Source organism: Fictibacillus sp. Mic-4 (assembly GCF_049843615.1).
GTDB classification, from domain to species: Bacteria; Bacillota; Bacilli; order Bacillales; family Fictibacillaceae; genus Fictibacillus_A; species Fictibacillus_A gelatini.
Window position 1 is genome coordinate 1 of the sequence record NZ_JBBHZM010000010.1, and the last position, 13790, is coordinate 13790.

The following is a 13790-nucleotide window of genomic DNA, read 5'->3' on the forward strand; positions in this document are numbered from 1 at the left end:
CCAGTTTTTACATCACTCGGTGCATCCGACCAGAGAATTTTTGCTGAAATGGATTGTAGATCATTTTCCGTTAATCCATATGTAGCAGGATTAAGAAATTCCGTTTTCTTTTGGCGTTTCACATCAAACGGATAAATTTCCGCACTCAAATGACCATATGCACGAATATTTTCCATTAATTTCAAAGCAGAAGCAACTTTCATCATATCCGCTTCAGTGATTCCTGCGGCTTGAATCACTCCGGCATTGTCATTTTCCCTTGTTAGCGCTGGCGCTCCCCATTGTTCAAATAATTCTTTGAATGTGGGGTCAACGGAATCTGGATCGTCCTTGTACTGCTCATACAGTTCAATGACGTATCCGAGGTTAGGACCGTAAAACTCCTCCCACTGGTTCGGAGTATTTGGCCGATTAGTGTTCATTTTTGATACCTCCAACTGCGTTTATTTAGCTAGTGTTTTTGAGGAAGTTCTAAGAAGTTAAAACATAATACAAATGTTTTCATTATAAACGCGTACTACTAAAAACTTCTTATCCATATAGAAATATAGACCCATTACGGTGAGTAATCAAGAGATATAATCGTATTTTTTATATTTTTATTCGATTTTTGGACAACTTCCTACAATTTTTGACAACAATCCATCCTCTAGTTTATCATTTTTTACCTGTAAATATAAAAGAAGCGCATCAATAATTTAAATATTGCTGTGCTTCTTAAAATAGGAATATCTATTCATGCCATTCGTCCCAATAGATGTTTATGTATTCGGGATCATTTGCTGATGCTTTCTTTTTTGCTGAATGCAGTGAATTTTTCGAGAACTCTTGAACATTTTGTACCATCTCTTCTTCCCTTCCCTGCCGCGGATCCTTCACCATTACATGACACCCCCTTTTCATTACTCTTAATATGATTCATTTTTTGAAGAAGAATACAAATCGCTTCTCATGTCCATTTTGGCTTCCGGATATTGATTAGAGAGCCTCATTAATTTCGTTTTATCTTCTCCTTTTAAATAAACATTAAAAAAGGAAAGAATATAATCATTTGTAAGGCAAATCATTCTTTTTCCATCAATCGGACCTAATCTCCTATTCTCTTTCGCTTCAAAAAATCGAAATAGTTTTAAAATAGGCATAAGCAGCGAGAAATCGGTAAAGTTAAAATGCCCTGTTTTTTTAACATTCACACGATAAGCATTGTTTTTTGTTTTGCAATAATACGGGTCATTTTGTCCTTTAAATGAACTGCTTTCCATAAACATAAAAGGGACGGAAAGGGAGTGACCGAATAGCTTGCCGTATTGAAGCCCGTCCATATCAATTCCCGCACGAATTCGGTCATCTATCATACTTACCTGTGTTGCCGTCGTCCCGCCAAACGAAAAGCCGAATAGTCCGATTTTTGTATAATCGATCGATTGATACAATCTGCAATGAGGATCATCATTAAGAACTTGCAATTGGCCGATGACAAAACGTGTGTCTTCCGTCCAAATGGTTAAGCTTTTCCCTGCTAGCGGCGAGTTTTCCACGATTTGCTTTAATAGTTTCTCCTTTTCTTTCATCTCATGGCACTTTAAATAGTGATTGACAAGTGATTTTGTTCGCTGATCTTCCTCAATTGATTGGATAAACCATTCTTCATCATATGTAACGACCCTTCCTGAAGGAAATTTAACCGCAAGCGATTCGTATGGATGTGAAATGCTCAATACAATATAACCATGACTGACCAACTCCTCTATTAACACCGTATTTTGTTTTGTATATCCGTAGAATCCGTGCGAATAAATCAAAACGGGGAACGGGCCCTCTTTCCTTAAAATTTTAGCATCTATAAAAGAATTAGTTTTGATTAAAGAAAGATGGGTAAAAACAAACGAAGGAAGGTTCAGAAATTTTGCCAAAGCTCGAGCGATGCCATCATGCGGGTCTAAATAAGATGCCCGATTTACATTTAAATCGCGAAGTGCCGGATACCAGGCTTCGATTGTTAGCCTTCGCGGTCCCTTCCCATTAGCAAACGTTTCGTTTCTGCTGCCATCAGTTAATTCAATCGTTGTCGTTCCGACCGAATAAGGTCCGCTCGCTTTTGGCCACCGAATTACCGGGAGTCCTAAAGCAGTTATAAGAGTAAAACCAATCGATAGACCACCTAGAAGCCATCCAACAACAAACAATGGATGTGGCCAATTGATTTTACCGATCGTTACGATCAAAAACAGGCATGCCGTCAAATTTGAAGGCAGCATTTGCCAGCGGTATCCTTCCAGTATGAACTGCAAAATCATGACAGTAACTGTAATGATAGAAAGGATGCTGGTCCCTACTGAATGAACAGAAAAAAACAAACTACATTCCGTCATCATAAGCAGCAAAATAAACAATATCTCTAAACGGCGAATGGTAAACACCTCGTTATAGGATGTTCTTTTACTATGATAGTGCCAATCGAAAAAAGGTATACCACATAATGGTACACCTTTTAAACGTTGAATGCCAAAATTAACTGTTTTTATAATGGGATTGAATTTTTTTTGTTCATCCGGCGCTGTCTCTGTTTCTCGTATAAATAATAAACGGGAAAATAAGAAGCAAATCCGAGAACAATTCCAAAGATTGTCATACCGATTAAGACATGGAGACCACCGTGCAACAAATCTTTTAACACATCAAAATTGCCGGAGAAAATTTCTAAAATCGAGTGTTTATGAATGCCAGAACCTCGATTTCTTGAAGGATAGATCCACCCTCCTAGTTTTTTTGCAAACGGTAATAAAATAACAGGAAGAAATGATAACTTGCCAATCACGTTGCCAATGATGGCTGCAGGAAATGAACCTCCGGAAAGACGTACAATGGGGTAAAAGAGAAGATAAACAAGTGCGGCGCTTGAAATGACAACCATTTCTAAACCGAAGCCAATTGCAAATCCCAATGAAACTTTCCTTGCTCCACCCGGTGATCGAAGCAATTTAATGATGTTTAATCGAAAAGCTCTATATAATCTTTGGATAAAGTTGTACTTATTGGTCTGTTTATGCATTAGCATGCCCCCTCTTTGCGAAAGGCAGCTTCTGAAATTTCACCATTAATTGAAAATTGTGTGCAAATCCTCAAGTTCCATCCACCTTAATATCCTTATTTTTCTTTAATTTAACTGTAACTGTTGGACGGCATAATTGTCAACGTACATGAGTATAACCTTTAAAAAAGGCTGACCCAAAAAGTGCTTTTTAGGTCAGCATCAACAAGCCAGTCATGAAGATTTTTCAGCATGATCGGACGTCATAACGGACTTTATGGCTGCCTTTATTTCCGCATAGCCCATGCATCGGCAAAGATTCCCGCTCAGCCAGTCGTTAATCGTCTCACTGTCCGGATTTGGGTGTTCATTCAACAACGCAAACCCATTCATAATAAATCCTGGCGTGCAATAGCCGCACTGGATCGCCCAATTTTCGACGAACGCATCTATCTATTTCCTCCAAAAAACATTCGCGTATTCCTCTTCTGATAAGGGCTTATTAATCCCAGCGCTTCAACTTTTCAATGATGTTCTTTTTCAACCAATGGATCACCGTCCGTTCTCCCTTGCTGCTTTTTTGCTTATGCCATTCATTAAGGCTGGCAACAAGAATCAATATCGAACCGGCAATGAGCAAATACGCCCACCATGGAAGGTTTCCCCAATACGGACGTGTCTGTAAAAATACATTTAACAACAGCACCCCTGAACCGATGAAAAAGTAAGATTTCATTCTGAAAAACATCCCCGCAAGTAACGCCAAAAGCGATAAAGTTCCGATGATCAACGCATCATAAATCGTTGAGCTTTCTAAACCGTCCTGGATTAACAACAGTGATACGATAAGAAGAATCGACCATTCAGTACGTTTTACAATAAGCTTAGCGCTTTTACCGATATACATTCTTAAGAAAATCGTCAATATGACCCACGGCAGGACATAGACTTCTCTCGCGATAAGATCAGGTATATTGATGGCCCTGATAATGGAATAATACGGCTGCAATAAATAAGCTGCAGATAGAACAGTGATCCATCTTGAACATTTCAGAGGCAGCCGGTTGGTTTGCAGCCATATGGCAACGGAAATGAATATTCCAGGCAGAGCCTTCGCCCAAATCATATCCGGTTGGATCAAATACAAGTAGACGAAATGGACAAATCCGATGATCGTATAGCCGTCAAGCATTTTTAGCAACCCATTTTCAAACTCAACAATTTTTTTATAAAGTAGCCGGCCAATCACTAATAGAACGGCACCCAAACAGGCAACAAGTAAAAAGTTTAGCCCTGGATCGAATCCGAAGTCATTCAACCCGAGTATTGTAGCAATGAAAAGAAACCCACAAGGGACTACAACAATGACATCCCATTTCATTTGATGGAGAAGGACTGCTAAACAAGCTGTCATGCCAAGAATGACAACATATACCACCTCATCGAAGAACGGTGTGACCGTCGAGACTAAAATACTAATAAGTGCAAACGGAACAAAATAATAGGTGATTCTCTTTTTCCACACTTTTGATGAAACGAGCCAAAAAATAAAAATGAAAAGGGTTGTTAAACAAAAAGAATAATGTAATCTGTTAAATAGATCCCCGAAAATGAAAGCGGTAAAAATGGTTGAAAATAGTGTTGTCAATGCGCTATATAATAAAACTTTTATGACCCACTCCGTACGGGCGATATAGGTCGAATAGGCATAGATCAATACAGAAAGGCCCAGACCCCATACGGCTATTTCCCCATTGAAAAGAATAGTTAACAAAATGGCGAGCGGCAAATAGCCATGTGCCGTCAACCAGAAGCTTCTTTGCAGTACCGGTTTTTGTTTTAACTTCCAGCCGATAGCGAATAATAGAAGCGCTCCAACTTCTAACTGACAAGACTCCGCAACACCAATAAGATGGTCATTTCGCCCGACGGCATAAAGAATCGCCAAATAGGTTGCTAACGTTGTAATGCTGGTGGCATAAGCAATGAAATCAAACTTTAATTTCCGATAACAATAGCTGTACATCCCGATCCCTAAAGCCATCACTAGTGGACGAGCCCACATCGCATTGATCGGAAATGTTAGTGCAGCCAATATTGCCATCGTGTAAAAGCCAACCGCAAGATAAAATGAGGATTGTGCCACTTTCGTTTGCTTCCATTTATCCCATCCAAAATGACAAATAAATAAAACGAAGCTTCCAGTAACGAGATGAAACGTTACACCAAAATGTTCCCGATAAAAGGAAGATCTTTGGCTGAACTCTTCCATTATTGAAATAAACGCAACTCCCCAGGATAACGGAATCACCCACGGCAACCCCATTTGATAAATCCTTCTTTGATCAACCTTGTATATTAAAAGCGAGCAAGCGCCAAACAATAGAAGCATAACGCCAACTTCCCATTGCTTTAATAGCAGGCCTGAAAGCATGAGAGAAAAGATCATGACACCTGCCGAAACATCTCGAGAGCTTTGCTGAATGGGCTTAAGCTGCGAAAATTTCAGTTGATAACCGACCAATAGAAACAGGAGCACCCCGCTGATAAAGAGCGGCCATATAACAGTTTCAACATCAATTAGTGAGCTGGCGAGCGAGACTCCTTCGAACAACCCCGCTGTTATAAAAACAGGGCTCAAGTAACGAAACAATGGAAAAGGAATGTGATTTGCCAAATACGTAAAATGAATGGCAATGATGAAATAAGCCAGAAGGAGCGGCAATGATGGTTCGCTTCCGTTTATTAAAATCCCTTTTAAACTGATATATATAAAAGCACATGCCGAAACGATTGAACTTGTATAGCGAAAAGCTTTCTTTAATTTAAACTCATCATTGATGACATTCGGAACGATGAGAAATACAATGCCGATCAGTGCATAGAAAATCGCTCCCCATTCATTTAAGCCGATATTTTCAATAACCTGGTAGGCCCCATAAACAACCATGGCACTAAAGACAAAATGATATTCTTTTTGTCTTAAAACGTAGATCATCGATAAGTAGAGGATCGCCGTTAACCAGATATTGAATCCTTGAAAAAGCCCGTTTTTGTATATGAATAACATGAAAAGTGTCGAGAGAATTAAATTTCCCTGGACAAAATAAATAAATTCTTTTGTAAATAGCGCATATTGCGGGCGTTTTTTGAACCAATGGTAGCCGATCATCAACAACCCGTTGCCGATCATCAAACCTAAATAAAATCCATCGACCGGCATTTGAAATGAAGCGACGAAAAATGCAAGTGAGAAACTTAATGAAACGAACGAGAACCAGACAAATAAACGCGATTTTATAAACGTGGCAAATGAAACATATACAGGCAAAATAGCGGCCGAACCAATAAAGCCTAAAAGGTAACGGCCTTCTCCGAAAAACGATAAATATGGTCCTAAAACCTTAAACCAGCCAATCGATACAATAAAAATCGGCAAAAACAAACTGCCAAGAACTAAAAATGCAAACGATGTTTTCTTAATATGCAAAATACGCTCGGCTAAAAAGGCAATGCCGAAAAACAAAAGAGCGACTGACAAAATCGATCCGCTTTTCATCATGCCCGACATCGAAGACCAATTGCTTGTAGCGACAAAAAGCCCGCCGATTAATAATAAAAGAACACCGATGTTTAGCGCCCATATAATATTTCGTTCACGAATTTGCTCCGGAGTCACTCGTCGCTTTTCTTTTACAGGCACAGTTTCTTTTGCTGCCGGAGCTTGAACCATTAGATCAGGCAAAGCCTTTCTGGCGGCCTGTTCTTCTTCATACGCTTTTTCGTAAAGCCGCTTTTGTGCTTCTAGCACCTGTTTATATACTTCTATTGTTATAAAGCCTTGAATTTTTAACAATTGCAGCTCTTCTTTAAAAACAAGCTGGCGTTCTTCTCGCGAAAGAATCTTCATGAAGCCTCCCACCTTTCATTGCCCCCCTATGATTTACGTAAATGATACAATGGAAAGTTCATGAAAGTAAGTACTATCTTTTTCTAGTACCAAACATAGGTTCACTTAAAGGCGTGGCACGAATTTTACAACTCAACGAATGAGTTGTACGTTTGATCCGCATGATAAAAATTGTCATGTCTTTTTTGTTCGATTAAAATAAAAAGGATGAAATGATTTCTAGGAGGTGAATGCCGCTGTCTGACCAGTAGATAGCGGTTTATGATGAGTGTACATATTGGTGCCAAGCAAGGTGAAATTGCAGAAAGCATATTGCTGCCGGGAGATCCTCTTCGCGCAAAATATATTGCCGAAACGTTTTTAAAAGATGCCGATTGTTATAATAACGTTCGCGGCATGTTAGGGTTTACAGGTACATATAAAGGAAAACGGGTTTCCGTTCAAGGAACGGGTATGGGACTTCCTTCTATTTCGATATACGTCAATGAGTTGATCCGTGAATACGGAGTAAAAAAATTATTCCGTGTCGGCACATGCGGAGCAATTCAAAAAGATGTAAAAGTTCGTGATGTCATTATTGCGATGACGTCCACGACCGACTCGAATATTAATCGCCAAACATTTCCCGGATTTGACTTTGCCCCATGCGCCAATTTCGATTTATTGAAAAAAGCATATGAAGCAGGCGTCGAAAAAGGTTTGCATATCCGGGTCGGCAATGTGTTTTCTTCGGATGTATTTTATCGAGACAATATAGATATTATGAAAAAATTAGCCGAGTATGGCGTCCTTGCGGTAGAAATGGAAACGACCGCCCTTTATACATTGGCGGCAAAATACGGCGTTCATGCATTATCGATCTTAACGGTGAGCGACCATATTTTCACAGGGGAAGAAACGACGGCTGAAGAGCGCCAAACAACGTTTAACGATATGATCGAAATGGCTTTAGAAGCAGCAATTAGCGAATAGAAACAATGAACCTCAGGCGGATTGTTCTCACCTGAGGTTCATTACTGTCAAATTAATAGATTAAATAAATATGGATCCTTATTGATTTCAATATAGGAGAAGCCTTTTTTGTCCATTCGTTCAATTAATGGAAAGTAGTCTTCCTTATGCTTTAATTCAATTCCGACTAATACTGGCCCTTTATCGCGGTTGTTTCTCTTCGTGTATTCGAACCGTGTAATATCGTCCTCTTCTCCAAGCACTTCATGCATAAATTCTCGTAAGGCACCTGCACGCTGCGGGAAGTTAACGATAAAATAGTGTTTCAAGCCTTCATAGATGAGCGAACGTTCTTTAATTTCCTGCATCCTATCGATGTCATTATTGCCTCCGCTCAGCACACACACAACATTTTTACCCCTGATTTGATCCTTGAAAAATTCCAATGCCGCAATAGAAAGTGCGCCTGCAGGTTCTGCTACAATTGCGTTTTCATTATAAAGATCGAGGATGGTCGTGCAAATTTTGCCTTCAGGAACTTCTATAATATCATCAAGCACTTCTTTGCAAATATCAAACGTTAACTCGCCGACCTGTTTGACAGCGGCCCCGTCAACAAATTTATCAATTTTATCAAGGGAAACGACGGTATCTTCCTCAACCGACCGCTTCATTCCCGGTGCTCCCTCGGGTTCAACTCCGATGACTTTCGTATCAGGGCTTATGCTTTTAATATAGGAACCGACGCCGGACGCAAGGCCTCCGCCTCCTATCCCCACAAAAAGAAAGTCTAAATGTTCATCCATATCGTTCATGATTTCAAGGCCTACGGTTCCCTGTCCAATGATCGTACGGTAATCATCAAAGGGATGAATAAAGGTCATGTTTTCTAGCACACAGTATTCTATCGCTTTATTATAAGAGTCATCAAATGTATCCCCTGTTAATATTACTTCAACAAATGAACCCCCAAATAAATTCACTTGTGAAACTTTTTGCCTTGGTGTTGTGGACGGCATAAAAATTTTCCCTTTAATGCCAAGCGTTTTACAAGAGTACGCAACACCCTGCGCATGATTGCCTGCACTGGCGCAAACGACTCCATTTTGCCGCTCTTCTTCAGTTAAGCTATGGATAAAATTATAGGCACCTCTTATTTTAAATGACCTTATGATTTGAAGGTCCTCTCTTTTTATAAATACATTACAGTTATACCGATTGGATAAAATTTCATTTTTTTGCAATGGTGTCTGATCTACCACATCCTTTAATACTTGATTTGCGATTACTATGTCTTCGATCCGAACCTTGCTTAATACTTTCGTCATGTCTGTCATCCCTTATTGTTAGAATTTTAAAATTTATTGTATCATACGTTGCCTAACTTTCAATAGGAAAACGAGATATTTTATAAAATATCTCGTTTTGTTCACAATATGTTTAATGTTGCTGGTATAAAATGGTTCGCGCAATTCCGATAAAGTATTCGGATTCATCAATAATATGCTTAAGAACGACTTTTGCTGTTGAGTTGGCTTGAATTGGCCTGCTTTCATTCATTAACCGGTTGCAAAAGTCGATAAACTGCCCGCTTTGCTGCATGCAATAGGATACAAGGTTCATCACATCCTGATAAAGAGCTGGCGTAAGGTTGTTGCCGGAGCGGATCACGGTTTCCATCATGCTCACCACTCTTTGATAGGTTAATACAAATACTTTTTCCCATTCTTTTAATCCGTTCACATATTCCGCCTCGAGTCCATGCACGAGTTCCCGAATGACGACGGTATGTTCCTCTTCCTGACGTTTCCAAAATTCCGCTTCATCTAGAACTCTTAAGGGCATTTGTGTCCCATAATAATATTGCACCGTACCCTCTCCTTAGTCGTCCATTTTTTTATCACTACCATTCTGTTCAAAATCGATAGTCCCTATGATTTTCCATCCTCACAATAAACTTCGCAAAAAAGGTGTCATCGCAGCAGATGACACCTTTTCTACTTATTTAAATAAGCTTAAATACTCTTTATACCCTTCTTTTTCAAGATCCTCTTTTGGGATAAATTTAAGAGCCGCTGAGTTAATGCAATAGCGCAGGCCGCCTTTATCTCTTGGTCCGTCGTGGAAGACGTGCCCGAGGTGGGAATCCGCACTTTTGCTTCGTACTTCTGTGCGAATCATCCCATGGCTAAAGTCGGTTTTCTCTTTAATCTCCGTTTCATGAAGCGGTTTCGTAAAGCTCGGCCAGCCACATCCTGAATCAAATTTATCAAGCGAACTAAACAATGGCTTTCCTGAAACGATATCAACATAAATCCCTTCTCGTTTATTGTCCCAATACTCATTTTCAAACGGCGGTTCAGTCGCATTGTTTTGCGTTACTTCATATTGCATTTTCGAAAGCCGCTTCTTCAACTCCTGGCGATTCCTTTTTTCGCCCCAATGCTTTTCAATAAAAGCATCCCTGCCTGATCCTTGCCGGTATCGTTTATAGTGAAATGGATTTTTTTTATGATAATCCTGATGGTATTCTTCGGCAGGATAAAACGTGGAAGCAGGCAAAATCAAGGTTACGATCGGCTGGTCGAAGCGCCCGCTTTCTTCAAGTTTCCTTTTCGATTCCTCAGCTTTCTTTTTTTGTTCTTCGTTGTGATAAAAAATGGCTGTCCGGTACGAAGAACCGCGATCGTAAAATTGTCCGCCACTATCCGTTGGATCAATTTGTTGCCAATAAATATCCAACAGTTTTTCATAAGGGAAGACCGCGGGATCAAACGTAATTTGGACCGCTTCAAAATGACCGGTTTCATTCGAGCACACTTCTTTATACGTTGGGTTTTCCGTATGGCCACCAGTATATCCTGATATGACCTGCTGAATTCCCGGCCTTTCTTCAAACGGGGTTACCATACACCAAAAACAACCGCCAGCAAATGTTGCTTTTTCGAAATCCATCGTCATAACCTCCTTAAAAATTCACGTTAATTTATATAATAACCTGCGGAGTACTGGTATTAAATAGTCTACTAGCTCTGAAGCATTTGGAACAACCATTTGATGATGACCGTAGATGCTTTTCATTAATTCCCTGTCTTTTTCGGTAATTTCACCGCCTGAAATAAACATTCCGAGCGTCTCTATTCCCTGTTTTTTCGCATTGGAAACCGCTTCATACGTATCTAGCACACCATGGTCCTCGTAATTGAATGCTGCGGGTTCTCCATCGGAAAAAACGATCAAAAACTTTTGCTTTTCAGGACATTTCATTAACTCTTCCGCCATTCTTCTAATAGCGTATCCGTCGCGATTATCTTCTTCCGGCTCTAATTGAAGAATTTGCGGACCGGTTTGCGGCAATAAAGAATGCCGAAACGAGATCACTTCATGAAAGTAATTCGGCTGCCTGTTTTCAGTGGCGCTTGCGGCGTCTTCCCAAAATCCTGTAATGCCATGTGGAATACGCAAGTGTTTTAACGTTTCATGAAACAGGATAATGGCCTTCTTTGTTTCTTCCATTTTGTCAAACATTGACGCTGAACAATCGACTAATAGTGTAAAAACAGCATCAAGTTCCCGGCTTTTTTCTTGTTTTTTATAAAAGATTCTCGGGTTTTTCTCAGTGATGACTCGCGTCAGTTTTTTACTTAACCTACCGAAATGCAAATCTCCCCGCGGCGCATTATTTTTATGTTCGATCGTTTTTAAAAAGCTTTGCTTCAATTGATTCACAAACGGTTGAACGTGCGACTTTATTTCATCATAAAGTTCATGCTCTTGCTCCGTAGAAGATCGTGGTTTTACCCACTTTTCTTCAACGCTTCGATTAATTTCTCCATATGGAAAACAAGAGTCCTCTCCAGATGGTTGGGGCTGGTCGAGATTTGAAAGATGTTGCTCGATTGAATACTCGTTACGTCTTGATTTCTGTGAACCTGTCTGAACAGAGCCAAATACCTGGTCTCCTGTTTCCGCTTTCCTCGCTGCTTCGCCATGCAAATCTGTCGAAGTTCCCCGGTCTATATCATATTGAAGAAAGGATTCACGAGGTGAAGATGTTTCCTCATGCCAGCCTGGCAGCCTTTCTTTTGTCTCCTCACTCTCCTCTTTCTTTTCGTTTAACTCGATGGATTGATTCGTCTCTGCCTCGTTATTCCGTGTCAACTCATCAAACGTCTCGGAAATTGAAGCGGATGATTTATCATAATATAGGTAGGAAGAGTCCATATCTTGAAAGCCATGTTTTTTAACGATTTCCTCAATTTGTTCAACAATCGGAATAAGTTGTTCCGTCTTATCTGCTTGCTCAAGCAAAAATAACGGTTTTTTCATTTGTAAATAAAATGGTTTTAGAAAATCCGGCAAATGCGCAAAACGTTGATTCGCCAGCAATACCATAAAGCAAAAAAAGGCATCTAGCCATTTCTTCCTTTCGACATGCTTCTTAAATTGCCGGTGATAATGCGTTTGATAAATTTGTTTTCGTATGTCAAAAGAATGAACTGTCCCCGGCCTCTGTTTTAAACAAAGCTTCTCTATCCGATGATCTTCAGCAAACAATAGAACATGGATCAAAAATTTACCATTCATTCGTTTTGACAGTTTTGAAGCGGCGCTTTGCAACCGCTCTAAATCTGTAAAATGATAGTTACCGTAACTTCGCAAGTAGACATCACTTTTTAATCCGTGGAATTGAACGTCCTTCGGATAAAGATTCCAAAAATGACTGACATGAATGGTTGGTGTTTCTTTATCCAAATAGGAATGATAGGAAAATTCAACATCCATTAACGGCTCTTTCGACAATGTCCGGGCAAGGTCAATTAATTGCATATGAAGAAACGAATCAATATGCGTTTCGGCGAAAGAAAGAAATTTCAATTAGCCCCCCTCCCCTCTCAAGAGTTCTACACAAACAATGTATCCGCCACATTTTGAATCAGCGCCTTTTCCCGGTCATCCTCCAATTTATCGGCAATCGCCCGCTGGATCGCCCGCTTTGGGGGCATAAAGGCGGATAAATCACACGCATCGAGCAGCGCCCGGATCGAAGCGGCGTCTTCGGATAATTGGCCCGCTTTTGTTTGCTGGATTAAATCCGCTGAAAATCGGACAAATGAATTGATCATCTCTTCATTCGTTTGTCTCGAGTGCATCTTCAACATTTCTTTTAACATGCTTCCTTGAATATACGGCACTTCAATAACGACAAACCGGTTTTTCAACGCTTCATTTAATGGAACCGTTCCAATATAGCCTTCATTGATCGCAGCAATCACGTTAAACCCTTCTTTCGCTTTCAGCACTTCACCCGTAAACGGATTGCTAATCGTTCTTCGGTAATCTAAAATTCCATTTAAAATTGGCAACGTTTCCGGTTTCGATATGTTAATTTCATCGATATACAAAAAATGGCCTAATTGCGCAGCCTTTGTGACAGGTCCGGGAATGAACCGGATTTCCGCTTCTCCGCTTTCATACGTTAACGTCTTATGTCCTAATAAAGCTTCCGCATCTAAATCGACGGAACAATTAATGGAATGAAGAGGTTGATAAAACAAATAAGACAAATATTCAGCGAGCTTCGTTTTTCCTGACCCCGTTGGTCCTTTTAATAAAACATTTTTCCCCATTAATAAAGCGATTAATGCATCGGTTACAATCGTTTGTTCTGGCGGGTAGTAACCCCGTTTTCCAATAAAATCTTTATAATCAGAAGAAATATGATCGATACGTTCATTACGTTCGATCTTCAGTTGTTCTTTTAATTTTTCTGGTAATTGAATGTGTTCGAAATCCATTTTCGTCCCTTTCTACAATCCGAGTTTGTTAACGAATAAACGTTCCTCACTATTTTACTAAATGGCAGGTCTAATGACAAAAAAAGAGTGCTTACTCAAA

Annotated in this window: 12 protein-coding genes; 1 reads left to right on the plus strand and 11 read right to left on the minus strand. The window is 39.9% G+C overall.

The features are described 5' to 3' along the window. The 6 genes from WD019_RS08830 to WD019_RS08855 form a co-directional block, all read right to left on the minus strand. Positions 1 to 422, minus strand: a 422-nt coding sequence (locus tag WD019_RS08830) for a 2-oxoglutarate dehydrogenase E1 subunit family protein (RefSeq protein ID WP_425711240.1), incomplete at its 3' end; no start/stop codon positions are given. A 310-nt stretch (positions 423 to 732) separates the two neighbouring features. Continuing rightward, a complete protein-coding gene (locus tag WD019_RS08835; protein ID WP_154657959.1) occupies positions 733 to 882 on the minus strand; it encodes a hypothetical protein in 150 nt (49 codons plus the stop codon). A 26-nt stretch (positions 883 to 908) separates the two neighbouring features. Then, positions 909 to 2357 (minus strand): alpha/beta hydrolase family protein, encoded by a 1449-nt coding sequence (locus WD019_RS08840; protein WP_425711241.1) that lies wholly within the window; start codon positions 2355 to 2357, stop codon positions 909 to 911. A gap of 164 nt (positions 2358 to 2521) precedes the next feature. After that, positions 2522 to 3052, minus strand: a complete 531-nt coding sequence (locus tag WD019_RS08845; protein WP_026677647.1) for a DUF2062 domain-containing protein — start codon at positions 3050 to 3052, stop codon at positions 2522 to 2524. 213 nt (positions 3053 to 3265) lie between these two features. After that, the gene (locus tag WD019_RS08850; protein WP_425711297.1) at positions 3266 to 3484 is read right to left on the minus strand and encodes a (2Fe-2S)-binding protein; all 219 of its coding nucleotides are present in this window, start codon (positions 3482 to 3484) and stop codon (positions 3266 to 3268) included. A 49-nt stretch (positions 3485 to 3533) separates the two neighbouring features. Further along, a complete protein-coding gene (locus WD019_RS08855; protein WP_425711242.1) occupies positions 3534 to 6941 on the minus strand; it encodes a hypothetical protein in 3408 nt (1135 codons plus the stop codon). 264 nt (positions 6942 to 7205) lie between these two features. On the opposite strand from WD019_RS08855, the gene deoD reads away from it, so the two are divergent. Continuing rightward, entirely contained in the window at positions 7206 to 7913 is a 708-nt protein-coding gene (gene deoD, locus WD019_RS08860; RefSeq protein ID WP_026677652.1) for a purine-nucleoside phosphorylase, read from the plus strand. Positions 7914 to 7960: 47 nt separating this feature from the next. On the opposite strand, the gene ilvA is transcribed toward deoD, so the two are convergent. The 5 genes from ilvA to WD019_RS08885 form a co-directional block, all read right to left on the minus strand. Next, positions 7961 to 9220, minus strand: a complete 1260-nt coding sequence (ilvA, locus tag WD019_RS08865; RefSeq protein ID WP_425711243.1) for a threonine ammonia-lyase IlvA — start codon at positions 9218 to 9220, stop codon at positions 7961 to 7963. A gap of 112 nt (positions 9221 to 9332) precedes the next feature. Then, a complete protein-coding gene (locus tag WD019_RS08870; RefSeq protein WP_026677654.1) occupies positions 9333 to 9761 on the minus strand; it encodes a DUF2935 domain-containing protein in 429 nt (142 codons plus the stop codon). 132 nt (positions 9762 to 9893) lie between these two features. Beyond that, on the minus strand, positions 9894 to 10847 hold the full coding sequence (gene msrB, locus WD019_RS08875) for a peptide-methionine (R)-S-oxide reductase MsrB (protein WP_154657963.1): 954 nt from the start codon (positions 10845 to 10847) through the stop codon (positions 9894 to 9896). A 21-nt stretch (positions 10848 to 10868) separates the two neighbouring features. After that, entirely contained in the window at positions 10869 to 12770 is a 1902-nt protein-coding gene (locus WD019_RS08880) for a vWA domain-containing protein (RefSeq protein ID WP_425711244.1), read from the minus strand. 26 nt (positions 12771 to 12796) lie between these two features. Beyond that, complete coding sequence (locus WD019_RS08885; protein ID WP_425711245.1) at positions 12797 to 13690, minus strand: AAA family ATPase; 894 nt, start codon at positions 13688 to 13690, stop codon at positions 12797 to 12799. Between the last annotated feature and the right edge of the window lie 100 nt (positions 13691 to 13790).